Origin of the sequence: Lysinibacillus sp. UBA6686 (assembly GCF_002455205.1) — a bacterium.
Lineage (GTDB): Bacteria > Bacillota > Bacilli > Bacillales_A > Planococcaceae > Lysinibacillus > Lysinibacillus pakistanensis.
In genome coordinates this window covers 1-24,727 of sequence record NZ_DKJS01000029.1, presented here as the reverse complement: position 1 = coordinate 24,727, position 24,727 = coordinate 1, and the positions used below count along the sequence as shown (strand labels likewise).

Sequence of the window (24,727 nt, the reverse complement as noted above, 5' to 3'; positions counted from 1 at the left end):
TTTCATTGACATAATAGTATTTTTTAAATTTGTAAAAGATGATTTTTTGTAATTTGGGGCACACTAATAAATGTATATTTAAAATTAAAGGTGTGTTGCTAAGATGAAAAAAGCTGTATTTTTAGATCGTGACGGTGTAATTAATGAGGTGTTAACGAATCGTGTTAAGTTTGTGAATAAGCCCAAGGATTTTTATTTCCTGCCCCGTGTGCCAGAGGCTATAAAAAAATTAAATAAGTACTTTGACTATATATTTGTGGTAACCAATCAAGGTGGGGTTGGCTTGGGGTTTATGAAAGAGTCAAAGCTTCAAAAAATACATGAGCATATGATGAAGGAATTAAAAAAGGACGGTGCCATTATACACGAAGTAGTCTATTGTCCACATAAACCAAAGTCGGGCTGTGACTGCCGTAAGCCCAATAGTAAACTCATCGTAGATCTTGGGGAAAAGTATAATATTGATTTATCCAAATCCTACATGGTGGGAGATACGGACACGGATATTATAGCGGGAAAACGGGCAGGAACCAAAGGTGTTTTTTTAGGTGAAAGAGATCCATTAGCAGACGCAATTTTTCCAGATTTAATAAGTGCAGCTAATTGGATAATTGAAGATGCACAAGGAGTCACGTATAAATCATATGAAAAAGGATAGTTTACTAAATGGAGGTGATGAACTTGACTAAAGAACAGCACAATAAAAAAACAGTTGACCGTGAGGAGTACGGGTATGGTTTTGATATTAGTGTCGACGACTTAGGTGTTATTGGACAAAATAAACAAGCTAAAAAGCAAAACGATAATGAGAATGATAATAAGCCACGAAATAAAGATAATCCTTCTATTTTGACTAATGATTAGCTTATGGTTGGATAAATTATTTTTATAATTGTTACCAAAAAATTCCGCTATCTTCTGCTATACATGCAAGGTGCTTGTAGAAAGCGGAATTTTTTTGTGGTCAATTCTTAAGGAGTCTCTTATAAAAAAACACCCTATTTTTAAAGGGTGTTAATTCAATAATTCACGTAAATATTCTCGTAATTCAATAGTATCTTCCTCTGAACGATTGTAAACATGCTCAAGATAGCCAGGCTCTTCTATATCGTCTGGACCAATAATGGCGAAGCGTCCAAATTGAATATCCATGACAAGCACTTTACCAAAAAAACGACCCGATTGCAAAATAGCTAAATCATAACGAAGCTTTTTTCCTGCAAAACTAACAAAGCGTGTTTTTGTATCCTCTACATCATCATATAAAAAAAAACGTTCCATCTTTTAATCTCCTTCCAGTCCTATAGATATGGTACTATAGAAGAGAAAAAACTATCAACTTTTAAAGATTTGAATGGGGGCTTTCCTTGTGTATTTTGTAGATCGTAATAAAATCACAAAAAATTTACAGTACTTAGATGGATTATTAGCTATTTTGGAGACAGAAGATAACTGGCTGCAAAATGATATTAAAAAATTAGCAATCGAGCGAATTGGTCACAATATTATGGAGTCAATGATGGATGTTGGAAATTTGATGATAGACGGCTTCATTATGCGTGATCCGGGAAGCTATGAGGATATTATTGATATATTAATCGATGAAAAAGTTGTATCAACAGAAATGGAAGGGCCATTAAAAGCAGTTGTAGGCTTACGTAAAATGCTTGTTCGTGAGTTTATAGAGGTCGATATTCAGGAAGTAATCGAAGTATTAACAGCAAGTCTACCTGCATTAAAGCAGTTCCCACCCGCCGTAAACGATTATTTAACAAATGAACTTGGCCCGGTATCTGCATTTTTACCAGAGGATCATCAATGAAAAACTATAAGGCATATTGCTTTGATTTAGATGGTACAGTTTATCGTGGAAAAGAGGGCATCTCTTCTGCAATCTCATTTATTCAACGTTTGCAGCAAATTGGTATTGAGCCTTTCTATGTTACAAACAATTCTTCTAAGACTAGAGAGCAACTGCAGGAGGCTTTAATCGCCGTTGGTGTAAATGCACCCCTTGAACATATTTACTCAAGTGCACTGGTGACAGCCAAATATATTGCGAGAAACTTCCCAGGTCAAAAAGTTGCCATGATGGGCTCTGATGGTATTCGTAAAGCGTTATTAAATGAAGGTATTGAGCCTGTTGAGGAAGAGCCAGAGGTGTTCGTTATGGGTATTGATCGCACCTTGGATTATATGGCACTTGCCAAGGCAACAATTGCTATTCAAAAAGGTGCAACGTTTATCGCAACAAATCAAGATATTAAATTCCCGACTGAATATGGATTTCTTCCTGGAAATGGGGCGTTTGCTCGATTAGTTGGGGAGGTTGCTGATGTTGAACCCATTTATATTGGCAAGCCATCACCTGCTATGCTTGAGATGATTGCTTCTCAGCACGGTTTTACTAAAGAAGAGATGGTCATGATTGGCGATAATTATGATACAGATATCATGTGTGGTATTCGTTTTGGCTGTGATACTATTCATGTTAATACAGGTGTAACACCAACAAGTAGTGTGTTAGAGAAAGAACAGCAGCCAACTTATGTTATAGAGGCTTTAATTTAATAAAATTAAAAAGGATGTTTTGTCGAAATTTTGGCATAACATCCTTTTCATATGTTCAAATTTAATATAGTTGTTCTTTATTGTCTACCATAGAGGATTTTCTTCTATAAATTGATAGATGGCTTCTGTTAACGCTTCAGGAGAGTCAGCCTCCACTAATTCGCCATTGACGATTGCATAAAAGGATTCTGAGCATTTCGTACAGTAGCTGAGGCAGCCATATTCCAAAACGTCGATGTTTGGATCACGCTCTAATATTTCATATGCTTTTTGAGAGCCATTTGCTAAATTATTTATACAAAATTCAACCATTGGATTCATACATGTCACCTCACCAAAGTAATGCTACTCGCTTTTAAAACTTTCGTCAATAATTTAAGTTTACCTTGAGCTGAAGGAGGAATTTAATTTATAGTAAAATTCTTAAAAAAAAGGAATTAAAGGGAACTGTGAGGAGATTAGAGCTGTAATGATGAAATGCAAATACTACGAAAATCATTCGAAAAATGCAGGTAATCATTTATTTTGTGAAATCTTTCACAAAATTGCATTCTTATATTGTGAAACATCTCACAATCGGTTATACTCATTTGTGGATACTTTGTGAACAATTATTATAAGAGGTATAAAAGGAGACTATTATGGGAAAATTAGTACTTTTAGGTGGCGGCTACGGCAATATGCGTGTCATGCTTCGTTTGTTACCAAACAATCTTCCATTAGACACGGAAATCGTGCTAGTAGACAGAGCCCCTTTCCATAGTTTAAAAACAGAATTTTATGCATTAGCAGCAGGGACTTCAACAGATAAAGAAATTCGTGTAAGCTTCCCGGAGCATGAACGTTTAACGGCTGTATATGGAGAAGTCGTTAACATTGATCGTGCTGAAAAAGTAGTCATTCTAGAAGATGGGCAACGTATTGAATATGATGATTTAGTCGTAGGGCTTGGCTGTGAAGATAAATATCACGGTGTACCAGGTGCAGAGGAGTACACATTTAGCATTCAAACTATGGCGAAATCACGTGCAACCTTCCAAGCACTTTGTGGTTTACCAGCGGGCTCTACAGTCGGAATTGTAGGGGCTGGTTTAAGTGGGATTGAGCTTGCAAGTGAGCTTCGTGAAAGTCGCGCAGATTTAAAGATAAAATTATTTGACCGTGGTCCGCGTATTATGAAGGACTTCCCAGAAAAATTGAGTAACTATGTGAAGGCTTGGTTTGTGAAGCATGATGTTGATGTCATTGCCAATTCGAATATCACAAAGGTTGAGCCTGGTAAAATCTTTAATCATGAAGATGAAATTCCACTGGATGCGGTTGTCTGGACTGCTGGTGTCCAGCCAGTGAAAATTGTGCGTGAGATGGATGTTGAAAAAGATAAGCAAGGTCGTCCACTAGTAACGCAATATTTTAATGTCCTTGATGATGAGCATGTATATGTTGTTGGGGATTGTGCTTCGTCGGATTTTCCCCCTAGTGCTCAGCTAGCTGAGGAACAAGCAGAGCATATTGTGAAAGTGCTTCGTATGCGTTGGAAAGGTGAAAATTTACCAGAGAAGATGCCAGATATTAAATTAAAAGGCTTTATGGGATCACTTGGTAAAAAACAGGGCTTTGCTTATTTAGCAGACACAACTGTAACAGGACGTATAGCTCGATTGATGAAATCAGGACTATTATGGCTGTATAAATACCAAAACGATTAACCTAGCCATTTAGAGCCAAAATAGGATTGCTTCAATTGTAATCAGTTGAAGCAATCCATTTTATTTTTTATACGGTTTCATCTGGAGTGAAGCCCATTTTTTCAAGCGCTGAAAAGACAGGCTTTAATTGCACATAACCTTCTCCCACTACTTCATTATTTATTAAAACTAATGGATAAAAAAATTCATCATCTTGTATGCGAGTTGCATAATCTTGATCTCGTTCATTCTCAATTGGACCTTCAATATCTACATAACGAATATCATAAGCTTGGTTTGGATATTTTCGATCAATCGCTGCCTGTAGCCACTCATATGTATCCTTTGAAGAAGGTGCGTTTACACAGCTAGCGCAGATAACTGCCGTTCCATAAATTTCGATCATTGGTTTCATTTGTCCCATTGTATTTCCTCTCCCCGTGATACTATATTGGATTTTTTCTGTTGCTAACATTATAATCATTATAAGGAAAGGAGTCGAGATAAATGGCTGAAGCAACAATTAACGACCAAGTACAAGAGGTATTAGATAAATTACGCCCATTCTTACTACGTGACGGTGGAGACTGTGAATTAGTAGATGTAGAGGACGGCGTTGTAAAATTACGTTTACTAGGCGCCTGTGGCAGTTGCCCAAGTTCAACGATTACGCTTAAAGCGGGTATCGAACGTGCACTATTAGAAGAAGTACCTGGTATCGTTGAGGTAGAGCAAGTATTCTAAACAATTTTAAAAGTTCTAGCTGACCATTCAAGCTAGAACTTTTTTCTTTTTAATGTTGGCGTGACTGTTCTTTTTCCTCTCGGATGATAGCCCATTGTTCTTTTGCCATATCAATAATTTTTGCTTCCCCACCAATGCTTTGTTTTTCAATGACCCTTGAAAAGAAGCGTGTAGCATTTTCAATATCACCAATACGTCTTGATAGTTCTGCAATCATATACATGATACGTACATCAGACATCTGGGTTGAGCTGTAATCCTCTGTTGAATAGGACTCCATATATTGATCCCGAGCCAATTTCATAAAGCGCTGCTCCTGACCACTATTGTTAAGGGAACGATAAAGCCATGCGAGACGTAATGCGAGACCAGCTATGGCAACATATTTTTCTTTTTTGATAGTGCCACAAAGGAAGGCTAACTTATAGGCTTGAATTGCCTGAAATACAGTACGCTCTCCTTTAAAATCATGATGTACCCATTTTTCAGTAATTTGCGTGCGAATTTCATCTTGAATACCAGGTGCAAAATATTTGGTAAAGTCTTCTGTAAAGGAAAAGCCACAGTGCTCACAAACAAAAACATTATAGTAAAGAGCATTAATCCCATCAGCATAAATAGGCTGAAAGTCCGTTTCTGTATGGTCGACCTTAATGAATTTAGAGCGGACTTTTAATGTAGGAAAATCTTTTTTACAATTAAGACATTGAATTTTTTTTTCGTAATAAGGTGAAATCTCCATATTTTTTACCTCTTTCATCGACATCGTTATAACTATTATACCAATGTAATTTCTATAAACATGAATAAAAAATACTATTTATGTGAAAAATATTAGAATTATTGCTAAAAATACGCTCGAAGCTGAATGTTTGTCATACAATGGTCAAAATTGATATGATGTTATATAAGAAGGAAGGTGATTGGGATGACAAGTTCAAAGCAAGTAATTGAAATTACACAGGCAGCTGGTTTTCATATTCAAGAAATGATGGAGCATAACGAAGAGCAAGGTTCTTTTTTACGTGTAGCTGTGAATGGCGGAGGCTGTAGTGGTCTGTCTTATGGGATGCATTTTGATAAAGAGAAAAAAGATGATGATATTGAAGATGAACAACATGGTTTAAGAATTCTTGTTTCCCGCGAAGATGCGCCGATTTTAATGGGAACAAAAATTGACTATAAACAATCGCTAATGGGCGGTGGCTTCACAATCGATAATCCAAATGCTATCGCATCATGCGGCTGCGGCACATCTTTCAGAGCAGCGAAACGTGAAGGTACGCCTGAGGTTTGTGAATAATTAGTTGAACTGACAGTAGAACGTATCTTACGTATTTAAACTGACTAGTTGTTAGTTGGTTTTTATAGGATATTTGAATATATACGCTAAATGCGCTTTCTTACGTATTGAATATCGATATGGAAAGAAGCGCTTTTTTAATTAAACGGCTTATAGCAAGAATGAGGAAGCGAGAAAATGAATTAATTAATGTCCGTACATAATCGGTCTATTCAAGCTTCGAATTATTTGCGATCAACGTACTTATGCAGGATTCAATGATTATGTTTTTAAAACTTGTTTCTATTGGTTTTATACCTGATTTAATGGACGTTAAATCTACGTTTTGCGCAAGTGACGATGATATACAATAACAGTATCGACACCTTTAATGAAGCATGTTATTTGGATGTGTTATAATCAAATTTATGAAGAAATATTCACTAACGGTGCAGGATTGTTAAATAAGATGGGGGGCAGATAATGGATAACGAATATTTCGTAGGTTGGGGTACATTGGCGTTGATAAATGCTGCACTTGCACAAGGGAAGAACAGAACGGGGTTAAATTGGTTTTTACTTTCTCTTGTATTAGGTCCATTGGCAACACTAATTTTGTTATTTGTTGAAAACAGACAGTAACACTACATATTGGCTAGGTGTATACATAGACTAGATTTGATTAAATATAAAAGAAGCCACAATGACCTCGATTTTGAGATTATTGTGGCTTCTTTATGTACCCAAAAATGCTTATTGAAGTTTTGTTAATACATCTTCATAAATTTCTTCTGATGGTTTATTAAGGGCAATCGAAAACTCCGAGAAAATGGATTCCTGTAAGGTTTGAAGTAATTTTTCTTCTTGATTTGGGAATTTTTTTTCTAGTGCTAGAAATTCAAGCTTTTTTCTTAGTAAAGTATTTAAGAGATTTGCTTGCTTTTGTCGATCACCAGATTTAATGATTTCTATATGATATCGCATACGATGTGTGTTTTGTTCTATCCATTCAACACCAGGAGAAGTAAATGAATGAAGAATTTTGAGGGCATCATCTTTTTTTATAATGTCTCTAAGCTGTTTTTTTGCATTGTCAATAGGGGTACGAATGGTTAACTTTGAATCATTTAATGGATGTAAAACGTAGTAAGTTTTTGTAATGTCGCTGAAAGTTTGCTCACAGATATCTTCAATTGAACAAAGACCATGTGATGAATAAATGACTACATCGCCAACACTATACATGTAAATTCCCTCCAACAAAAATAAATTGTCAACCAAGTTGACTAAATTAAGTATAATCCAATTAATATTTTTTGTCAACTTAGTTGACGATTGGTATTTTTTTTTGTATATTATTAACGAAAAAATAGGGAATGAAGGTGAAAAAGTTGAAGGACGAATTGCAAAATCGGGATGTCATTGATTTATTAAGCGAGCGTCATGAAATACTTCGACGGCTTGCTGAAGAGAAGTGGAATAAACATAATCATATTTATATTTCTAATTCCGAATGGAGTATTTTGGGAAAAATATATAATCAGCAACTTACGATTTCAGATGTGGCTAAGGATGTTGATTTTTCTAGACAGGCAACCCACAAATTTATAAAAAATTTGGAAGCCAAAGGTCTTGTAACAGTTTGTAAAGTTGAACATAGTAAGAAACATAAAGCTATTCGTATGACTGAATTTGGTGAAGAATGCTATAAAAAAAATGAACTATACAAAGCTGAAATTGAGCAGCAACTTATCAACACGATAGGCGAAGAGCATGTGACCAAATTAAAACATATCTTAAGGCTTAATTGGCAAGTGGAACATTTAGAAATGCAGGATTCACTCTAAGGAATGGAATACGTTCAGAATTCTTAGAGTAGTATCACTAGCCTCCTTTGATTATGAAGGGCACAGAAAAAGTCGATTTGCTGCCAAAAATATGATGCAAATCGACTTTTTGTGTTTTAGACAAATTGTTTTGCTAAGCACTAAAAATTCTGAATTAATGCTTCACCGTATAGAAAATGAGCCGTTATAATATTGATATAAGAGGTGAATGTGATGAAAAAGGATAGAGGGAAAGTTTGGTTAGGTGTTGCTGGAGTTGCTGTGAATGAACTTGGTCAATGGTTAGTTGTAAAAAAAGCATATAGTGGCTTAAAGGGAAGATGGTCATTGCCAGCTGGATTTGTCAATGCGGGTGAAACGGTGGATGAGGCTGTTGTCAGAGAATTAAAAGAAGAAACAGGCATTGATTGTTATGTATCAGGCTTAATTGGTTTTCGTACAGGTGTTATTCAGGGTGAAATTAGTGATAATATGGCCATTTTCTATTGTCGAATGATAGATGAGCAACAGCTGATTTGTATACAAGAAAATGAATTGTTAGAAGCAAGATGGATGTATCCACAAGAGCTGGCACAAGATGAAATGACATCCGTTATGTTAAGAGAGATGGCCTCCAATCAATTTGAAAAACACCAATTGCAGGGGATTGAGGGCATTAATCCAGGCGATGTTTTTGGCTACTCCTCCTATCGATTATTCTTTAAAAAATGATAATGGTGGGTGACGGATATTTGGAGCTGTAAAGAATCCTTACCCTTCTATAAAATGTTAGGCATAGCAAAATCGAAATGATTTTCCTAAATATGACGAACAAGCGAAAACAAGGCTATGTTCATTGAAAGCGTTGTCGTAATCATGTAAACTAGTGAGAGGAAAACGGAGGTTATACATACATGGATGGTCCAGTTTCATTAGTTCAGCTAATCATTTCAATTTTGTTATTTTTCGTCATGTTCTTTGGTATCGGATTTTTATTAAATATGCTTCTGCGCATGACATGGTTAATGGCAATTGTGTATCCAATCGTTGTTATTTTCATTGTCGATGATGTAAGCTTTTTAGATTATATTTTCAAGCCAGGCTCTGCGTTTCCAGCTTTGATCGATAAATTACAAGCATTGCAATTTGTAGATATTGCTATTCTATCTGGTGGCTTTGCAGGTTCTATTGTAGCTGGGATTGTCATGATTTATTTACGAAAAAGTGGATATCGAATGTTTTAACAAGCTTCAGTATTTATCTCCATGCATCGATGAGAGATAAATACTGATTTTTTATCTTCATTCAGCAGAAGACTACCACCTCTACAGGTGGTGAGTTGAAAGTGGTTTAGATTCCTTTTCAGTGGGTGTCCAAACACCTACTGAAATAGAGGAACTCAGGCTAAGATCTTCACATTCTGTGAAAACGCCTGAGTGACCAACATCGTGTTGGCCTAAAGCCTCCTGCGGATGTCACGGATTTTCAGAGGAATGAAAAAAGGATGTTAGCCTAACATCTTCGCATCCTGCGAAAACGGCTAACTGACCTGCATCGTGCAGGCCTGGGCACAATTCAAAATCCGGACGCAATTACGCCAAGGCGAAATTGATTTTCTAACACAGCCCCATCTTGAAGAAGTGTCCTTTTTATAATAGGAATTGGTAGGTGATGATGGCGATAAAAATTCCTGTTAGTGCCCCGAAAAAAACCTCGCTTCGCTTGTGACCTAGCAATGTTTTCAGCTCTTCCATTTTTTCTTGCCCATCCATTTGTGGCCATTTCTTTAAATCATGAAGCAATGTTTGAAAGTCCTTCCGTAGCTGATTTAGGATGGCTGCATGTTGACCTGCCTGATAACGAACACCACTTGCATCATACATAACGATAAATGAAAACATAGCAGCGACAGCAAAAATTGGAGAATTTAAGCCAGTTTCATAGGCAATTGAGGTTGTAAGTCCTGTAACGGAAGCAGAATGTGAGCTAGGCATTCCTCCAGTGGAAGTAAACAGTCCCCATTTAATTTGTCTGGTCATTAAAAAATGAATTGGAATTTTGACAAACTGTGCAAAGAGAACTGCAAAGAGGGCAACGAGTAAAGGGGTATTTTGAAGTAAACTCATAATCATCACAACCTTCACTTATAATTGCCTTTATTATAACATTCATTATTTTCTAAAAGAAGCTATAGCCAATGATTACGCGTTTTCTGAAACTTAGGTATAATGAAGAATGAATGGAGGAATTAACATGCATATTGTAAAAGAAGCAAAAACATTTGAAACGATTTCTACTGAAGTGTTGGTAGTAGGGGTCACAAAACATCGTGAACAAATGCAGGATTGGGCAAGCTTTTCATCATTTTACGGAGAATCCATTAATGCGTGGCTAAGCGCAGGGGACGTATCGACAGAGCTAAAAAAATTAACGAAATTGCCACTTTTGAAAGATCACACTACTCTTAAACGTATTTTATTTGTGGGATTAGATGAACGTAAAAATCTAACAGAGGGCGATATACGTGCAGCGTTTGGTTTAGTAGGTAAGGAGCTAAGAGCTTTAAAGGTTAAGGAATATTCGATTTGGCTTGAATCCTTTACGACAGAAGATATTACTGTTGCTGATGTTGCATTTTTAGCTGGTGAGGGAACAGGTCTTGGTTATTATGCAATTCCTCATTACAAAACAACATCAAATGAAGTCGATAAGCGCATTGAGGCTATTCATCTACTAACGAAAGCTAGTGACATTGATGAGGTTGTGGCAAGCTTTGAGGTAGGGATTATTTATGCAGATGCAGTAAACGAAGCACGAAGCTTAATTAATTTGCCACCGAATCTTCTGACACCAACAGACTTGGCTAATTATGCGGAATCTCTTGCCATAAAATACGATTTTGAAGTTGAGATTTTAAATAAGGCACAATTAGAGGAGCTTGGTATGGGTGGTATTTTATGTGTTAATCAAGGCTCCCATGAAGAACCTCGTTTAATCACATTAAAATATAAGGCTACTGAAAACTTTGAGGATCCAATTGGTCTTGTAGGGAAAGGTGTTACATATGATACAGGTGGCTACTCCTTAAAGCCAAAGGATTCAATGGTAGGCATGAAGGGTGATATGGGCGGTGCTGCGGCAGTGCTTGGCGCCATGAAAATTATCGGTGAATTACGTCCAAATAAAAATGTTGTAGCTGTTATTGGTTCTACTGATAATATGGTGTCGGCTACAGCCTTTAAACCTGATGATGTCATTACAACATATAGTGGTAAAACAGTCGAAATATTAAATACGGACGCTGAGGGACGCTTAGTATTAGCGGATGCTACTACCTATGCTAAACAGCAAGGTGCAACTTCGCTTATTGATGTAGCGACATTAACAGGTGGAGTGATTACAGCACTTGGTATGGATAAAACTGGGGCATTATCGAATGATGATGAATTCTTTGCTGCTTTTATGGAAGCTTCACAAGAAACAGATGAATTTGTATGGCGCATGCCTTTAACGGAAAGTGATAAAAAACGAATTCGTAAATCAGATGTTGCTGATTTGAATAATTCTCCAGGTCGAGATGGACATATGATTTTCGGTGGAGGCTTTGTTGGTGAGTTTGTTGGCGATACACCATGGATTCATCTAGACATCGCTGGCACATCTGATGCAGTTGCTGTCCATGATTTAGGTCCAAAAGGTGGTACAGGTGTCATGGTAAGAACTATTGCAAACTTTGTGCAACGATTAGGGGAAGAGAAATAAAAACGTTTCGGTGAATGTAACTTATTTAGGTAGTGAAATTGATAGTAGATAAGCTATTCCTCGCTAATGTTAATTAGCTTAGGCGATGTACATGTGATAGATGTGCCCTCCCAACATACGATAAAGTAAAAAGGGAGGTAGCTTATGCCATTTTTCGGAGGTTATCCAGGAGGAGGCTTTTGGCCATTCGGTGCACCGTTTTTTGGAGGCTTTTTAGGAAGTTTTCTTGGATCACAATTTAGACCATATCCACCATTTTATCCTCGTCCATTTCCACCAGGACCGTATTTCCGTCCAGGTCGACCATTTCCACCACGATATCGTAGACCTTTTTAAGCTGAATAAGTGAAATATGTGAACCAGTTGTCGAGATTAAATCGGCAACTGGTTTTTTCTTAATTTGTAAATGTTTTCATGACTGTTAATTGGTATTGTTTTTGAAAAAATCATTAAAATGGCATGAAATAAACTGTTGACAGAATATACTAAATTATTTATTATTCTTATTATATTACTAAGAATTGAAAACGTAGCTGACTAGCAAACTAGAGGCTCTTATTGTTCATTGGCATCGCTATGCCTATGGATAATACGAGTCTTTTTTCTATCTCTAACAAGAGACGAGAAGGAGTGAAATGAAATGGGTAAAGTTTTTATCGTAGGTGCTGGTCCTGGGGATGTGGATTTAATCACTGTCAAAGGATTACGGTGTATCGAATGTGCGGATGTCATCCTGTATGACAGACTCATTAATAAAGAGTTGCTTGTTTATGCTAAAAAGGACGCTCAACTTATCTTTTGCGGTAAACTGCCTCAGCAACATGCCATGATACAGGAGCATATAAATCAATCAATTGTCAGCTATGCACAGCAGGGAAAAATTGTGACGAGATTAAAGGGAGGTGACCCTTTCGTTTTTGGCAGAGGGGCAGAGGAAGCAGAGGTGCTTGCACAGCATAATATTCCATTTGAAATTGTCCCCGGCATTTCTTCTGGGATAGCAGCACCAGCCTATGCGGGAATACCAGTTACACATCGTGATTTAAGCTCAAGTTTTGCGATGGTTACAGGTCATATGAGAGAGGGCAAGGACGATGCCATACAATGGGAAAGCCTTGCAAAAGGAATTGATACAATTGCAATTTATATGGGGGTTGGTAATCTTCCTTATATTCGTCAGCAGCTGCTTAAGTATGGTCGCAATGAAGATACGCCTGTAGCACTTATACATTGGGGAACACTTTCTCGGCAAAAGACAGTTACGGGTACCTTAGCAACTATAGAAAAGGTTGCACAACGAGAAAATATCCAAAATCCAAGCATTATTGTAGTGGGAAAGGTTGTTACATTGAGGGAATCCATTCAATGGTTTGAGCAAAGCGTTCCACAGCCGCAGTTAGTAAAAAATTCTGTGTAAGGATGTGGATGTATGCAAGCTATTTTATATATTGCTCATGGCAGTCGAGTAAAGGAAGGTGTAGAGCAAGCCATTGCCTTTCTAACGAGCGTACAACTGGAGATTGATATACCAATTCAAGAAATCTGTTTCCTAGAATTGGCGGTACCCACCATTGCTGAAGGAATCGATAGCTGTATAAAACGAGGGGCTACAGCAATTGCGATTATGCCTATTTTATTGCTAGCTGCACAGCATGCAAAACAGGATATTCCAAGTGAAATCGAAAAAGCGAAAAAACAGCATCCACATGTAGAATTTACATACGGTGAACCACTTGGTGTCCATGAATTATTAATTGATACATTACACACTAGGGTTTTAGAAACAAAATTACCTACTAACAATTCAAATGTTTTACTAATTGGTCGTGGGAGTAGCGATCCAGTAGTCAAGAGCGATTTAGTTAAAATCGCAGCAAGGCTACGTGACAAATATGGTTATACAGCCGTAGACACATGCTTTTTGTATGGAGTAGGTCCAACTTTTGAGGAATGGCTACAGCAAAAGAAAAATAAGACTGATCAAGTATTTATCGTGCCGTACTTATTGTTTACAGGAATTCTTCGACAAAGTATAACAAAGCGTCTGCAAGAATATGAGGGTCGAACTATCACATTATGTGAAAGCTTAGGCTACGACGATAATGTAAGGAAAGTTTTAGTGGAACGTATTGCCGAATTACTAGCATGTCATAAGGAAGGTGTTCTGTCATGGTAGATAAAAGGACTGAAAATGTAAATTTAGCGTTAGATAATGTTCGTCAGATTTTAAATACTGTGAGTCATGGATCAATTACTTTAATTATCCAAAATTCCTATGTGGTCCAAATTGAAAAAAAGGAAAAAATAAGACTTCGATAATTTGATTTTGCAGAAAAAATAGCGCCAGCCTAATAAGGGTTTGGTGCTGACTCGACGAAGAAAAAGAACAGAAATGATACGAATACGTGAGGTGGCAAGCTTTGAAACTGCAAGTAATAAACAGTCCATTTAATGAGGAGCAGGTAAAGCTATTAAATGAGCTGCTCCCAAAACTAACTGGCGAGCAGAGGATTTGGCTAAACGGTTATTTAAGTGCACCTTTAGCAACAATCAATACTATAGCTGAGGAAGTAACGTCAACGGTAACACCAATCACTAAAACTGTGACGATTTTATATGGTTCACAAACAGGCAACAGCCAGGGTCTAGCCGAAAAATATGCGTCCATATTGAAAAGCAATGATGTAGATGTGACGGTTTCATCATTAGGAAAATTTAAGCCGAATAATTTGAAAAAGCTTACAAATCTCTTATTGATTGTCAGCACACATGGTGAAGGAGAACCACCTGATCAAGCCATACAGTTCTATGAATTTTTGCATAGTAAGCGTGCTCCAAAACTAGAAAATTTACACTACTCGGTATTAGCTTTAGGGGACAGCTCCTATGAATTCTTCTGTAAAACAGGAAAAGATTTCGATGAGCAATTTGCCAAATTGGGGGCTACTCAAATTGTTCCTCGCACAGAATGTGATGTGGATTATGATGATGCAGCAGCACAATGGTTCTCAGCTGTTCAGAAGGAGCTCCTGCAGCAGGCTGATGTAGTGGCTACAGTAGAGGCATCAAATCAGATCGTACTGGGGGATTCTACATATTCTCGAAAAAATCCTTTTTATGCTGAGGTGCTAGAAAGCATTAATTTAAATGGCAGGGGCTCCAACAAAGAGACGCGTCATATTGAATTAGCCATTGAGGGGGCAAATTTCTACTTTGAGCCTGGAGATAGTATCGGTATTTTACCAGAAAACGATGAAAAATTAGTTGATGCTTTATTAACGGCACTACAGTTTGATCCACAAACTGAGGTAAATGTCTTTGATGAAAAATTATCAATAAGGGAAGCATTGCAAAAGAAGCTTGAAATAACGGTACTATCCAAGCCATTGCTCCAAAAGATTAGCACCTATACAGTGCATAAGGAGTTTACAAAGTTAGTAGAAGACGCTAACGCATGGAAAGACTATGCAAGGGGAAGAGATTTACTGGATGTTGCGGAGGATTTTGCGCCATTTTCATGGAATGCACAGCAATTCGTAGAGTTGTTGCGTAAAATTCCCGCACGACTTTACTCCATTGCTAGTAGTCAAAAGGCGAATAATGAAGAGGTGCACTTAACAATTGGGAAAGTAAGCTATGAGACAAATGGACGTCAACGTCTTGGCGTTTGCTCTGGTAGCATTACAGAGCGTATTCAAATTGGTGATACATTACCAATTTATGTGCATAAAAATCCTAATTTTAGATTACCAGAGCAGCAGGACACACCAATTATCATGATTGGCGCGGGTACAGGTGTGGCTCCATATCGGGCATTTTTAGAGGAGCGTGAGGAGCTAGGGATTGAAGGAAAGGCTTGGTTAATTTTTGGTGATCAGCATTTTGTGACAGATTTTCTGTATCAAACAGACTGGCAACGTTGGCTTGCTTCTGGCACACTAACGCAAATGGATGTAGCCTTTTCACGAGACACTGATAAAAAAATCTATGTGCAACATAAAATTGAGGAAAATGCAGCAGCTTTTTATGAATGGTTGGAGCAAGGGGCTGTTATTTACGTATGTGGTGATGAAAAAACGATGGCGGCAGATGTAGATGCCACAATACATCGTCTGATAGAGCAACAAGGGCAAAAAACGCCAGAGGAAGCAAAAGCCTTTGTCAATGAACTAAAACAACAAAATCGCTATCAACGGGATGTTTATTAATAAAGGAGAGAAGATACATGACAGGAAAAATTATTTTACCTCCACAACCAGGAAACCCTAGTGATGTAGAGCGTATAAAAAGTGAAAGTAATTATCTGCGTGGAACACTTGAACGTACGATGAATAACCCATTAAGTTCAGGAATTCCAGAGGATGATAACCGACTGATGAAATTCCATGGCAGTTATTTACAAGATGATCGTGATCTTCGTAATGAACGACAACGTCAAAAGCTAGAGCCTGCTTATCAATTTATGGTGCGTGTCCGTACACCAGGTGGAGCAGCTACACCAGCCCAGTGGCTAGTAATGGATGAAATGGCGAGAAAGTATGGCAATGGTTCATTAAAATTAACAACACGTCAGGCATTTCAGGTACACGGTATTTTAAAATGGAATGTCAAAAAATATATGCAGGAAATTAACGATGTATTATTGGATTCTCTTGCAGCCTGTGGGGATGTAAACCGTAATGTTATGTGTAACGTCAATCCAAATCAATCAGCATTACATGAGGAAATCTACAATTGGTCTGCAAAGTTAAGCGAGCATTTACTTCCTAGAACACGAGCATATCATGAGCTTTGGCTAGATGGTGAAAAGGTAGTGGATAGTCAAGAGGAAGAAATTGAACCAATTTATGGTGCATTGTATTTACCACGTAAATTTAAGATTGGTATAGCTGTTCCTCCAAGCAATGATGTGGATGTATTTTCACAAGATATCGGTTTAATTGCGATAGTTGAGGAAGGTAAGTTAGTGGGCTTTAACGTTGCAGTAGGTGGTGGAATGGGCATGACACATGGTGATCATGAAACATACCCACAGCTTGCTCGAGTTATTGGCTTTATCACACCTGATAAATTACTGGAAACGGCGGAAAAAATTATTACGATTCAACGCGATTATGGCAATCGTTCCGTACGTAAAAATGCTCGCTTTAAATATACAATTGATGCAAGAGGGCTTGATTGGTTTAACGAAGAGCTAACACGTCGTCTAGGCTGGGATATTCAAGAGGCACGTCCATTTACATTTGAACGTACAGGTGATGAATTTGGCTGGATAAAAGGGGCAGAGGGGAAATGGCATTATACGCTATTTATTCAAAATGGGCGTATTAAGGATTTTGAAGATTACCAGCTGCTAACAGGGCTACGGGAAATTGCGAAGGTACACACGGGTGATTTCCGCCTAACACCAAACCAAAATTTAATGATTGGCAATGTTACTCCACAAAAGAAGAAAAAGATTGCAGCTCTTATTGAAGAATATAGGCTAACTGATGGTGCACATTATTCTGCCTTACGACGAAATTCTATTGCTTGTGTATCGTTACCAACATGCGGATTAGCCATGGCTGAAGCAGAGCGCTATTTGCCTTCCTTGATTACAAAAATTGAAACCATCATTGATGAGGCTGGCTTAAACGAAACGGAAATCGTTATTCGGATGTCTGGCTGTCCTAATGGTTGTTCGCGAGCTGCTATGGCTGAAATTGGCTTTATTGGCAAAGGACCAGGAAAGTACAATATGTATCTCGGAGCGAGCTTTACAGGAAATCGCCTTAATAAAATCTATCGTGAAAATATTGGTGAAGAGGAGATTTTAGCAGAGCTCCGTCCAATACTTCTGCACTTTGCGAAGGAACGGTTAGAGGGCGAGCATTTTGGTGATTTTGTGATTCGAGCTGGCTATGTAACAGCAGTCTATGATGGAAGACAATTTCATCATCAATAAGAGGAAATGAGAAGGATTAAAACTACTATACGCTACAAAGTCTAGTCAAAGGCTTTGTAGCGTATTTCAATTTATAGGTTCAGTGCCCGATACATAAATGCCACGAATTGTGCTCGTGTCACTGGCTCATCGGGTTTAAAGTTACCATTATCGCCTAATGCTATACCAGAATCGGCGAGTGCGGATATATAGTCATAGCTCCAATGCGTGGCAGGAACATCTTGGAATGTAGTTGTTCCTTCAGGTGTTAAACCAACAAGGACGAGAATCTTTGCCATTTGAGCACGGGTCATCGATGCGTTTAGATTAAATGCACCGTTTGATCCATCTACGATACCAGCTTGTTGAAGTTTCGTTATAGAATCATAGTATGGATGGCTTTGTGGGACATCCCTAAATGGCACAGCTTTACGTTTAGTTGTTAGCTCAAATGCACGTGTAAGGCGGTTAAATCAGGTAAGGTTTATGTTATTAAAATGGGCTTAATCAGTTATTTGTCTAGTACTATAGATGAAAAAAGTTAAAATTATTAAATAAAAAGTAAATTAGGAAAATTAAGTAGAAGGGTACATATTATAATTAATCTCATAAAAAATAAGCCTACTCTTATTAAAAAGAGCGGCTTGAAAGTAAGCTACATGAAAACTTTATATGGAGAAATCATCAGGGATAAAGACTTTTAGTTGCTTTGGTTTTACATATACTTGATCACCAATTTTAAGTTCTAGGGAAAGAAATTGCTCTTTTAACAATTCGGCTTCTAGAAATTCGCCAATATCCTCACGGCGTAACTCAATTTGTACGATTGGGCCAAGCAAATGAATGTGACTAATTTTGACAGGAACTGTACCTGTAATAGCCGTTTTTTCAATTTGAATATCATGTGGGCGAACGTAGCCAATAGCATCATCCTGGGTGTGTGCATGTGAGTCTGGTACATCAATAGCAAATTCACCATGTGTTAATTTACCATTATGTAAGCGTCCTTTAAAAATATTTACATTGCCTAAAAAATCGTAAACAAATGGGCTTTTAGGGTTTGTATAAACCTCATCTGGGCTACCAATTTGCTCAATTTGGCCATTGTTCATCACAACAATACGATCTGCTACATCTAACGCCTCCTCTTGATCATGTGTGACAAATATACTTGTAATGTGGAAATCATCATGGAGTTTTCGTAACCATCTACGTAACTCTTTTCTTACTTTAGCATCAAGTGCACCAAAGGGTTCATCTAATAAAAGTACCTTTGGCTCTACAGCAAGTGCTCTAGCCAGTGCCACACGCTGACGTTGCCCACCTGAAAGCTGTGTGGGAAAACGCTCAGCGAAATTTTCCAGTTTAACAAGGCGTAATAGCTCCATCACTTTTTCTTTAATTTCTGATTTTGAGGGCCTTGTTTTACGAGGACGTACTTTAAGACCATAGGCAACATTATCAAATACGGTCATATGTCGAAAAAGGGCATAATGCTGGAACACAAAGCCTACATTTCGTTCCTTAGGATGTTGGTCTGTAATTGCTTGATCGTCAAATAAAATTTCGCCAACATCGGAGGTCTCCAGACCAGCAATTACACGTAGTAATGAAGTTTTCCCTGAACCAGATGGACCAAGAAGAGCAACGAGTTCACCGGATTGAATATGGAGGGAAATATCCTGTAAAGCTTGAAAGGAACCAAACTTTTTTGAAACGTTTTTTATTTGAATGCTCATAATGGCAATGCCTCCTTTAAACAGATTTTGATTTCCAAGCAATAATATCTTTCACGATAAGTGTAATGATGGCAATGACGCTCATTAGTGAAGCAACGGCAAAGGCTGCCGCAAATTGGTACTCATTATATAAAATTTCAATATGAAGTGGCATTGTATTTGTCATCCCTCGTATATGACCTGAAACAACAGAAACTGCACCAAATTCACCGATTGCTCGAGCATTACATAAAATAAGCCCGTATAATAAGCCCCATTTGATATTTGGTAATGTCACATACCAAAATGTTTTAAAGCCACCTGCGCCAAGTGAAATAGAGGCCTCCTCCTCAGAGGTTCCCTGTGTCTGCATAAGAGGAATGAGTTCCCTTGCGACAAAGGGCAACGTAACAAAAATGGTAGCAAGCACAATCCCAGGAAGCGCAAAAACAATCTTAAGATCATTTTCAAAGAGCCAATCACCAAATAGACCCTGTGAACCAAATAACAAGATAAATATCAAGCCTGCGATAACAGGGGATACAGCAAAAGGAAGATCGACAATTGTTAGTAATAAATTTTTCCCTTTAAAATTAAATTTCGTTAATGCCCAGGCAGCCATAATACCAAAAATTGCGTTTAATGGGACGGCAATCACTACAACGGTTAAAGTTAATTTGATAGCTGCTAATGCATCTGGGTGTGTGATAGCTGCCATATAGACGTCTACGCCTTTTTGAAAGGCACTAATGAAAATAGATACTAGTGGCAAAACAATAAAAAACCCTAAAAAAGCTAGTGCAATAAATGTCAACGTATATCGTACGAAGTGGGGTTCTTGTAAGGCTGAAGACTTTGCTATGGCTTTATTTTTTTCAGGAGCAGCTTGCTGAATAACTGTAGATTGTTCCATATATACCTCCTACTGTACAAAGCGACGATTTGCTAGCCATTGTATGATATTTATGCTAAATAAGAGAATGAATGATGTAATGAGCATAACTAATGCTATGGCTGTAGCACCAGCGTAATCATATTGTTCTAGCTTTGTCATAATAATTAACGGTGTAATTTCGGTTTTCATCGGCATATTTCCAGCGATAAAAACAACCGAACCATACTCTCCAAGCGCTCGTGCAAAAGCTAGTGAAAAGCCTGTCAAAATAGCAGGAGCAAGCTCGGGTAAAATGACTTTTCCAAAGGTTTGTAAGCGTGTTGCACCAAGACTTGCAGAGGCCTCCTCAACCTCCGCACTAATATTCTGCAAAACAGGTTGGACTGTACGCACGACAAATGGTAGCCCAATAAATGTTAGGGCGATGATAATACCAAGCGGTGTAAAAGCAATTTTGAAACTGAAAAATTGACCAATCCAGCCATTGGGTGCATAAAGTGATGTTAAGGCTATTCCTGCAACAGCAGTTGGTAAAGCGAACGGTAAATCAACAAGTCCATCAATAATGCGTTTAAAGGGAAATTGGTAGCGGACAAGCACCCAAGCGATAATGGTGCCAAAAACAACATTCAGTAAACCAGCAGCGAGCGCAGTGCTAAAGCTTACTTTATAAGAAGCAACAGCCCGAGGAGCAGTCACAATATCAACAAACTCTGCCCAGCTTAAGGATAGTGTATGAATAAGAATCATAGAAAGCGGCAATAAAACTAGCAAGCTAACATAGAGCATGGTGTAACCAAGTGAAAGATGGAAGCCCGGAATGATGCGACGCTTTTTATTAACCGTTAAACTAGTCATAACATGCCTCCTTATTGGGGTACATAAATTTCGTCAAATGTACCTTCATCTTTAAAATGTTTTGCTTGTGCTTCAGCCCAGCCTCCGAAATCATCGATGGAAACGAGCTCAAGTTTTGGAAACTGATCTTGATATTTTGCTAGAATTTCTTCATTTCTTGGTCGATAGTAGTTTTTTGCAGCAATTGCTTGCCCAGCATCACTATATAAATGCTTTAGATATGCTTCGGCTACTTCACGTGTCCCTTTTTTATCAACAATCTTGTCAATAATTGCAACAGGAGGCTCAGCTAAAATACTTAAAGAAGGTGTGACAATCTCAAATTTATCATCTCCTAATTCATTGAGTGATAAATAGGCTTCATTTTCCCAAGCAATTAGGACATCTCCAATTTCACGCTCAACAAAGGTTGTTGTTGCGCCACGAGCACCTGAATCAAGTACCTCCACATTGCTATATAAAGCATTCATAAATTCTTTTATTTTTGTTTCATCGTTGTTATATAATTTCCCTGCATACGCCCAAGCAGCTAAATAGTTCCAACGGGCACCACCAGATGTTTTTGGATTTGGCGTAATAACGGAAACACCTTTCTTAATTAAGTCATTCCAGTCCTTAATGCCCTTTGGATTGCCCTTACGTACTAAAAAGACAATGGTAGATGTATAAGGTGTAGAATTATTTTCAAATTCCGTTTGCCAATCTTTGTTTAATAAATCCCGAGCCTGTGCAATCTCATCAATATCATAGGCTAAGGCTAAGGTAACAACATCAGCATCCAGCCCATCAATAACAGCTCTTCCCTGTTTTCCAGAGCCACCATGAGATTGCTTGATAGTCACCTCTTGACCTGTTTCATCCTTCCATTTTTTTATAAAATCCTGATTGAATTCATCGTATAGCTCTCGAGTAGGGTCATAGGATACATTAAATAATTCCACAGATTTTTGTGTATCTGAAGCACCTGTATCACTATCAGATGATTTAGTCCCACAACCTGTTAAGGTCAATGTCAGCACGGATATAAGTGCTAATGATTGGAAAAATCGTTTTCTTTTTTTCACTAAAATCGCTCCTTTTTGATCTAAAAACACAAAAAGCCATCTCTTAGAACGAAAATATTTCGTCTTAAGTAGATGGCCTTCAGTCCTCTGATCAGCATTTTTATTGGTTTGATTCAAATCTTAGTTATACATTAAACATATATTTCCTATTAGTCAACAAGGGATTGAAAATTTTTGAAAAAATCAAAAATGGTAGTTCAAGGAAGGAAAACAGATACGTACACCACATGTTGAACAAAGTTGAAAAAGATAATTTAAATTTTAAAAAAGCCTAGTTGACTACTAGGTGTAATTTAGTATATATTTGGTAATAAGAAGAATGATTGTGAACAAGGTAGTAAATACCAGTAAACAATCATCAGATAAGAGCTGGCTAGTCAAACTAGAGGCGTTTTAGCAATGAGGCATGTTATAACTATGTCTTTTGTTAGAACGTCTTTTTTCGTTATAAGGGGGATAACATGTTAACATTTGCAACTTGGCATGAGCCAATACTGGATTTTAAGATCGATGAAACCTATAAGGCTGCGCTGGAGGTTTTACAGTGGAGTTTTGCGGAGTATGGAGAGGAGATTGTTTATGCTTGTAGCTTTGGAATTGAGGGAATCGTCTTAGTCGATTTAATTTCAAAGGTGAAGCCTGATGCTACTATTATTTTTTTAGATACAGATGTTCATTTTAAAGAAACCTATGAAACTATTGAGCGGGTGAAAGAAAAATATCCGCAGTTAAACATTATTATGCAAAAACCAGCGCTTACGTTAGCACAACAAGCAGCTCAGTATGGTGATGAACTATGGAAGTCTAATCCAAATAAATGCTGTGACATTCGAAAGATTACACCGTTACATCAATCATTAGCTGGTGCAAAAGCTTGGATTTCAGGCTTGCGTCGTGAACAATCACCAACCCGTCAAAATACAAACTTTATCAATCGTGATGATAAATTTAAGTCAATTAAAATTTGTCCACTCATTCATTGGACATGGAAGGACGTTTGGCGATATGTCTCAAAGCATCATTTGCCTTACAATCCTTTGCATGACACAGGTTATCCGAGCATAGGCTGCGAGCATTGCACAAAGCCAGCCTTTACGATGGATGATTTACGTTCAGGTAGATGGCAAGGATCTGGTAAAACGGAGTGTGGGTTACATGAATAAAGGAGCTTTGCCATGCTTGAATATGTTGCAATAGCAATTAGTCTATTTTTTGCATTAAATATAGGTGCTAGTGGAGCAGCGGCTTCTATGGGTGTCGCTTACGGTGCAGGGGCCATACCTAAAGCTTGGCAGGCCTTACTAATTTGTGCNNAGCGGTTCTTGGTGGTGGAGAGGTAGTAAAAACAATTAGCGCTGGCATTATGCCACAAGAGTACATCACTGTAAAGATTGTTCTTATTATTTTGATTTCTGCAACAAGCTCGCTCTTTCTGGCTAATCTGTTAGGTATCCCATTATCAACAAGTGAAGTAACGGTGGGAGCTGTCGTAGGTGTAGGGATAGCTTATAAGGTGCTATATGTAAAATCATTGTTTGTCATCATGTCATTTTGGGTGATTGTTCCGATTATTGCATTTATCATTGCATTAGTCTTTGGAAAATGGCTGTATAAATTACGGATCAAGGGCTTGCTAAAGGATCGACCGATATTAACGATTCTCCTTGTGTTAGCTGGATTTTTTGAAGCATTTTCCGCGGGGATGAATAATGTAGCGAATGCAGTAGGACCACTTGTTGGCGCAGGAATGATGAGTGTGACGAGTGGAATCTGGCTTGGTGGGGCATTTGTAGCGCTTGGTGCCATTCTGCTTGGAAAACGAGTACTCGAAACAAATGGGAAGAAGATTGTACGTTTCGAGAAAACAGAAGGTATTTTAATTTCTAGCACAGGTGCACTACTTGTTGGTATTAGCTCTATTTTCGGGCTTCCGGTACCATTAACACAAGTAACTTCATCCTCTATTATTGGTATAGGAATGGCGAAAAATGGAAGAAGGATTTTGCATAAGCAAATTGTTAGGAAAATCGTCCGAATTTGGATTGTATCCCCAATATTTTCATTAGCCATTTCTTATTTTTTAGTGCAGCTATTTTTGGAAAAAGATTTCTACGCCATCGTATTAATTGGTAGCATTATAGTTGGAACGCTAGGTATCATCAGCTTAATGCGGACTATGCGAGAAGAGGAAAGCTCCATATACGACTCTGGCGAGGGTATCTAGATCAATGGGTGGCTAAAAGATGGGAGAATTGATTGGAATGGTGGGGAAGCGGATTAAAACAGAGGGTGATTTGATTAAAAAGGAAGGGACCTGATCAAATAACGGTGGAAGCCGATAAAACAAGGAGGTACCTGATCAAATAAAGGGGGAAGCCGATCAAAACAAAGCG

At 37.9% G+C, this 24,727-nt stretch carries 30 protein-coding genes and 1 pseudogene; 20 read left to right on the top strand and 11 right to left on the bottom strand.

The window, feature by feature from the left end; translation table 11 throughout:
- The first annotated feature begins 103 nt into the window (after positions 1–103).
- Together B2R82_RS07840 and B2R82_RS07835 are read left to right on the top strand one after the other, a co-directional pair.
- Positions 104–658, top strand: coding sequence for a D-glycero-alpha-D-manno-heptose-1,7-bisphosphate 7-phosphatase (locus B2R82_RS07840; protein ID WP_286924334.1), 555 nt, complete (start codon positions 104–106; stop codon positions 656–658).
- 8 nt (positions 659–666) lie between these two features.
- Positions 667–864: a hypothetical protein gene (locus tag B2R82_RS07835; protein ID WP_313373278.1), complete on the top strand. Its 198-nt coding sequence runs from the start codon at positions 667–669 to the stop codon at positions 862–864.
- A gap of 150 nt (positions 865–1,014) precedes the next feature.
- Here B2R82_RS07835 and B2R82_RS07830 read toward each other — a convergent pair whose 3' ends face one another.
- Positions 1,015–1,281 carry a DUF3055 domain-containing protein gene (locus tag B2R82_RS07830; protein ID WP_286924333.1) on the bottom strand — a complete coding sequence of 89 codons (267 nt, stop codon included), beginning with the start codon at positions 1,279–1,281 and terminating at the stop codon, positions 1,015–1,017.
- Between the two features lie 88 nt (positions 1,282–1,369).
- On the opposite strand from B2R82_RS07830, the gene B2R82_RS07825 reads away from it, so the two are divergent.
- Positions 1,370–1,822 carry a DUF86 domain-containing protein gene (locus B2R82_RS07825; protein ID WP_286924332.1) on the top strand — a complete coding sequence of 151 codons (453 nt, stop codon included), beginning with the start codon at positions 1,370–1,372 and terminating at the stop codon, positions 1,820–1,822.
- The gene (locus B2R82_RS07820; protein WP_286924331.1) at positions 1,819–2,571 is read left to right on the top strand and encodes a TIGR01457 family HAD-type hydrolase; all 753 of its coding nucleotides are present in this window, start codon (positions 1,819–1,821) and stop codon (positions 2,569–2,571) included. The genes B2R82_RS07825 and B2R82_RS07820 overlap by 4 nt, the downstream gene beginning before the upstream one ends.
- Before the next feature lie 84 nt (positions 2,572–2,655).
- Here the strand turns inward: B2R82_RS07820 and B2R82_RS07815 are convergent, their stop codons facing one another.
- Positions 2,656–2,892 (bottom strand): YuzB family protein, encoded by a 237-nt coding sequence (locus B2R82_RS07815; RefSeq protein ID WP_286924330.1) that lies wholly within the window; start codon positions 2,890–2,892, stop codon positions 2,656–2,658.
- Between the two features lie 320 nt (positions 2,893–3,212).
- On the opposite strand from B2R82_RS07815, the gene B2R82_RS07810 reads away from it, so the two are divergent.
- Positions 3,213–4,280 (top strand): NAD(P)/FAD-dependent oxidoreductase, encoded by a 1,068-nt coding sequence (locus B2R82_RS07810; RefSeq protein ID WP_286924329.1) that lies wholly within the window; start codon positions 3,213–3,215, stop codon positions 4,278–4,280.
- Positions 4,281–4,347: 67 nt separating this feature from the next.
- Here the strand turns inward: B2R82_RS07810 and B2R82_RS07805 are convergent, their stop codons facing one another.
- Positions 4,348–4,683: a YuzD family protein gene (locus B2R82_RS07805; RefSeq protein ID WP_286924328.1), complete on the bottom strand. Its 336-nt coding sequence runs from the start codon at positions 4,681–4,683 to the stop codon at positions 4,348–4,350.
- 83 nt (positions 4,684–4,766) lie between these two features.
- On the opposite strand from B2R82_RS07805, the gene B2R82_RS07800 reads away from it, so the two are divergent.
- Positions 4,767–5,003: a NifU family protein gene (locus B2R82_RS07800; protein ID WP_004228295.1), complete on the top strand. Its 237-nt coding sequence runs from the start codon at positions 4,767–4,769 to the stop codon at positions 5,001–5,003.
- Between the two features lie 49 nt (positions 5,004–5,052).
- Here B2R82_RS07800 and B2R82_RS07795 read toward each other — a convergent pair whose 3' ends face one another.
- Positions 5,053–5,745: a DUF2225 domain-containing protein gene (locus tag B2R82_RS07795; protein WP_286924327.1), complete on the bottom strand. Its 693-nt coding sequence runs from the start codon at positions 5,743–5,745 to the stop codon at positions 5,053–5,055.
- A gap of 186 nt (positions 5,746–5,931) precedes the next feature.
- Between B2R82_RS07795 and B2R82_RS07790 the strand changes: the two genes are divergently transcribed.
- Both B2R82_RS07790 and B2R82_RS07785 read left to right on the top strand, forming a co-directional pair.
- The gene (locus B2R82_RS07790) at positions 5,932–6,306 is read left to right on the top strand and encodes a HesB/IscA family protein (protein ID WP_286924326.1); all 375 of its coding nucleotides are present in this window, start codon (positions 5,932–5,934) and stop codon (positions 6,304–6,306) included.
- 462 nt (positions 6,307–6,768) lie between these two features.
- Positions 6,769–6,927: a hypothetical protein gene (locus tag B2R82_RS07785; RefSeq protein WP_286924325.1), complete on the top strand. Its 159-nt coding sequence runs from the start codon at positions 6,769–6,771 to the stop codon at positions 6,925–6,927.
- A gap of 111 nt (positions 6,928–7,038) precedes the next feature.
- Here B2R82_RS07785 and B2R82_RS07780 read toward each other — a convergent pair whose 3' ends face one another.
- Positions 7,039–7,530 carry a CarD family transcriptional regulator gene (locus B2R82_RS07780; RefSeq protein ID WP_286924324.1) on the bottom strand — a complete coding sequence of 164 codons (492 nt, stop codon included), beginning with the start codon at positions 7,528–7,530 and terminating at the stop codon, positions 7,039–7,041.
- A gap of 131 nt (positions 7,531–7,661) precedes the next feature.
- Between B2R82_RS07780 and B2R82_RS07775 the strand changes: the two genes are divergently transcribed.
- From B2R82_RS07775 to B2R82_RS07765, 3 genes are all read left to right on the top strand, one after another.
- Positions 7,662–8,132, top strand: coding sequence for a MarR family winged helix-turn-helix transcriptional regulator (locus B2R82_RS07775; protein ID WP_286924323.1), 471 nt, complete (start codon positions 7,662–7,664; stop codon positions 8,130–8,132).
- Positions 8,133–8,345: 213 nt separating this feature from the next.
- On the top strand, positions 8,346–8,843 hold the full coding sequence (locus tag B2R82_RS07770) for an NUDIX hydrolase (RefSeq protein ID WP_286924322.1): 498 nt from the start codon (positions 8,346–8,348) through the stop codon (positions 8,841–8,843).
- 182 nt (positions 8,844–9,025) lie between these two features.
- Positions 9,026–9,355 carry a YuiB family protein gene (locus B2R82_RS07765; protein ID WP_283869341.1) on the top strand — a complete coding sequence of 110 codons (330 nt, stop codon included), beginning with the start codon at positions 9,026–9,028 and terminating at the stop codon, positions 9,353–9,355.
- A gap of 405 nt (positions 9,356–9,760) precedes the next feature.
- Here B2R82_RS07765 and B2R82_RS07760 read toward each other — a convergent pair whose 3' ends face one another.
- Positions 9,761–10,243 (bottom strand): divergent PAP2 family protein, encoded by a 483-nt coding sequence (locus B2R82_RS07760; RefSeq protein WP_283869340.1) that lies wholly within the window; start codon positions 10,241–10,243, stop codon positions 9,761–9,763.
- Between the two features lie 121 nt (positions 10,244–10,364).
- On the opposite strand from B2R82_RS07760, the gene B2R82_RS07755 reads away from it, so the two are divergent.
- The 7 genes from B2R82_RS07755 (at position 10,365) to cysI (ending at position 17,820) form a co-directional block, all read left to right on the top strand.
- Positions 10,365–11,873 (top strand): leucyl aminopeptidase, encoded by a 1,509-nt coding sequence (locus tag B2R82_RS07755; RefSeq protein WP_286924321.1) that lies wholly within the window; start codon positions 10,365–10,367, stop codon positions 11,871–11,873.
- Positions 11,874–12,017: 144 nt separating this feature from the next.
- Positions 12,018–12,209, top strand: a complete 192-nt coding sequence (locus tag B2R82_RS07750) for a uroporphyrin-III methyltransferase (RefSeq protein ID WP_286924320.1) — start codon at positions 12,018–12,020, stop codon at positions 12,207–12,209.
- Between the two features lie 304 nt (positions 12,210–12,513).
- A complete protein-coding gene (gene cobA, locus B2R82_RS07745) occupies positions 12,514–13,290 on the top strand; it encodes a uroporphyrinogen-III C-methyltransferase (protein WP_286924319.1) in 777 nt (258 codons plus the stop codon).
- A gap of 12 nt (positions 13,291–13,302) precedes the next feature.
- A complete protein-coding gene (locus tag B2R82_RS07740) occupies positions 13,303–14,049 on the top strand; it encodes a sirohydrochlorin chelatase (protein ID WP_286924318.1) in 747 nt (248 codons plus the stop codon).
- Entirely contained in the window at positions 14,043–14,192 is a 150-nt protein-coding gene (locus tag B2R82_RS07735) for a YezD family protein (protein WP_283869335.1), read from the top strand. Before B2R82_RS07740 ends, B2R82_RS07735 begins: the two co-directional genes overlap by 7 nt.
- A 101-nt stretch (positions 14,193–14,293) precedes the next feature.
- Entirely contained in the window at positions 14,294–16,081 is a 1,788-nt protein-coding gene (locus B2R82_RS07730; RefSeq protein WP_286924317.1) for an assimilatory sulfite reductase (NADPH) flavoprotein subunit, read from the top strand.
- A 17-nt stretch (positions 16,082–16,098) separates the two neighbouring features.
- Positions 16,099–17,820 (top strand): assimilatory sulfite reductase (NADPH) hemoprotein subunit, encoded by a 1,722-nt coding sequence (gene cysI, locus B2R82_RS07725; protein WP_286924316.1) that lies wholly within the window; start codon positions 16,099–16,101, stop codon positions 17,818–17,820.
- A gap of 71 nt (positions 17,821–17,891) precedes the next feature.
- Here cysI and B2R82_RS07720 read toward each other — a convergent pair whose 3' ends face one another.
- From B2R82_RS07720 to B2R82_RS07700, 5 genes are all read right to left on the bottom strand, one after another.
- A complete protein-coding gene (locus tag B2R82_RS07720; RefSeq protein ID WP_286924315.1) occupies positions 17,892–18,224 on the bottom strand; it encodes an S-layer homology domain-containing protein in 333 nt (110 codons plus the stop codon).
- A 243-nt stretch (positions 18,225–18,467) separates the two neighbouring features.
- Positions 18,468–19,538 carry a sulfate/molybdate ABC transporter ATP-binding protein gene (locus B2R82_RS07715; RefSeq protein WP_286924314.1) on the bottom strand — a complete coding sequence of 357 codons (1,071 nt, stop codon included), beginning with the start codon at positions 19,536–19,538 and terminating at the stop codon, positions 18,468–18,470.
- Between the two features lie 16 nt (positions 19,539–19,554).
- Entirely contained in the window at positions 19,555–20,430 is an 876-nt protein-coding gene (cysW, locus tag B2R82_RS07710) for a sulfate ABC transporter permease subunit CysW (RefSeq protein ID WP_286924313.1), read from the bottom strand.
- A 9-nt stretch (positions 20,431–20,439) separates the two neighbouring features.
- Positions 20,440–21,270 carry a sulfate ABC transporter permease subunit CysT gene (gene cysT / locus B2R82_RS07705; RefSeq protein ID WP_286924312.1) on the bottom strand — a complete coding sequence of 277 codons (831 nt, stop codon included), beginning with the start codon at positions 21,268–21,270 and terminating at the stop codon, positions 20,440–20,442.
- 11 nt (positions 21,271–21,281) lie between these two features.
- Positions 21,282–22,334: a sulfate ABC transporter substrate-binding protein gene (locus tag B2R82_RS07700; protein WP_286924311.1), complete on the bottom strand. Its 1,053-nt coding sequence runs from the start codon at positions 22,332–22,334 to the stop codon at positions 21,282–21,284.
- A gap of 461 nt (positions 22,335–22,795) precedes the next feature.
- On the opposite strand from B2R82_RS07700, the gene B2R82_RS07695 reads away from it, so the two are divergent.
- Complete coding sequence (locus B2R82_RS07695; protein WP_286924310.1) at positions 22,796–23,497, top strand: phosphoadenylyl-sulfate reductase; 702 nt, start codon at positions 22,796–22,798, stop codon at positions 23,495–23,497.
- Positions 23,498–23,509: 12 nt separating this feature from the next.
- A pseudogene (locus B2R82_RS07690) lies at positions 23,510–24,558 on the top strand (inorganic phosphate transporter).
- Positions 24,559–24,727 lie beyond the last annotated feature (169 nt).

Bases quoted from the DNA above. Each gene is read 5' to 3' on its own strand.
- B2R82_RS07840 (WP_286924334.1), top strand. From the start codon at position 104: ATGAAAAAAGCTGTATTTTTAGATCGTGACGGTGTAATTAATGAGGTG.
- B2R82_RS07835 (WP_313373278.1), top strand. From the start codon at position 667: ATGGAGGTGATGAACTTGACTAAAGAACAGCACAATAAAAAAACAGTT.
- B2R82_RS07830 (WP_286924333.1), bottom strand. From the start codon at position 1,281: ATGGAACGTTTTTTTTTATATGATGATGTAGAGGATACAAAAACACGC.
- B2R82_RS07820 (WP_286924331.1), top strand. From the start codon at position 1,819: ATGAAAAACTATAAGGCATATTGCTTTGATTTAGATGGTACAGTTTAT.
- B2R82_RS07815 (WP_286924330.1), bottom strand. From the start codon at position 2,892: ATGAATCCAATGGTTGAATTTTGTATAAATAATTTAGCAAATGGCTCT.
- B2R82_RS07810 (WP_286924329.1), top strand. From the start codon at position 3,213: ATGGGAAAATTAGTACTTTTAGGTGGCGGCTACGGCAATATGCGTGTC.
- B2R82_RS07805 (WP_286924328.1), bottom strand. From the start codon at position 4,683: ATGGGACAAATGAAACCAATGATCGAAATTTATGGAACGGCAGTTATC.
- B2R82_RS07800 (WP_004228295.1), top strand. From the start codon at position 4,767: ATGGCTGAAGCAACAATTAACGACCAAGTACAAGAGGTATTAGATAAA.
- B2R82_RS07795 (WP_286924327.1), bottom strand. From the start codon at position 5,745: ATGGAGATTTCACCTTATTACGAAAAAAAAATTCAATGTCTTAATTGT.
- B2R82_RS07790 (WP_286924326.1), top strand. From the start codon at position 5,932: ATGACAAGTTCAAAGCAAGTAATTGAAATTACACAGGCAGCTGGTTTT.
- B2R82_RS07785 (WP_286924325.1), top strand. From the start codon at position 6,769: ATGGATAACGAATATTTCGTAGGTTGGGGTACATTGGCGTTGATAAAT.
- B2R82_RS07780 (WP_286924324.1), bottom strand. From the start codon at position 7,530: ATGTATAGTGTTGGCGATGTAGTCATTTATTCATCACATGGTCTTTGT.
- B2R82_RS07775 (WP_286924323.1), top strand. From the start codon at position 7,662: ATGAAGGTGAAAAAGTTGAAGGACGAATTGCAAAATCGGGATGTCATT.
- B2R82_RS07770 (WP_286924322.1), top strand. From the start codon at position 8,346: ATGAAAAAGGATAGAGGGAAAGTTTGGTTAGGTGTTGCTGGAGTTGCT.
- B2R82_RS07765 (WP_283869341.1), top strand. From the start codon at position 9,026: ATGGATGGTCCAGTTTCATTAGTTCAGCTAATCATTTCAATTTTGTTA.
- B2R82_RS07760 (WP_283869340.1), bottom strand. From the start codon at position 10,243: ATGATTATGAGTTTACTTCAAAATACCCCTTTACTCGTTGCCCTCTTT.
- B2R82_RS07755 (WP_286924321.1), top strand. From the start codon at position 10,365: ATGCATATTGTAAAAGAAGCAAAAACATTTGAAACGATTTCTACTGAA.
- B2R82_RS07750 (WP_286924320.1), top strand. From the start codon at position 12,018: ATGCCATTTTTCGGAGGTTATCCAGGAGGAGGCTTTTGGCCATTCGGT.
- cobA (WP_286924319.1), top strand. From the start codon at position 12,514: ATGGGTAAAGTTTTTATCGTAGGTGCTGGTCCTGGGGATGTGGATTTA.
- B2R82_RS07740 (WP_286924318.1), top strand. From the start codon at position 13,303: ATGCAAGCTATTTTATATATTGCTCATGGCAGTCGAGTAAAGGAAGGT.
- B2R82_RS07735 (WP_283869335.1), top strand. From the start codon at position 14,043: ATGGTAGATAAAAGGACTGAAAATGTAAATTTAGCGTTAGATAATGTT.
- cysI (WP_286924316.1), top strand. From the start codon at position 16,099: ATGACAGGAAAAATTATTTTACCTCCACAACCAGGAAACCCTAGTGAT.
- B2R82_RS07715 (WP_286924314.1), bottom strand. From the start codon at position 19,538: ATGAGCATTCAAATAAAAAACGTTTCAAAAAAGTTTGGTTCCTTTCAA.
- cysW (WP_286924313.1), bottom strand. From the start codon at position 20,430: ATGGAACAATCTACAGTTATTCAGCAAGCTGCTCCTGAAAAAAATAAA.
- cysT (WP_286924312.1), bottom strand. From the start codon at position 21,270: ATGACTAGTTTAACGGTTAATAAAAAGCGTCGCATCATTCCGGGCTTC.
- B2R82_RS07695 (WP_286924310.1), top strand. From the start codon at position 22,796: ATGTTAACATTTGCAACTTGGCATGAGCCAATACTGGATTTTAAGATC.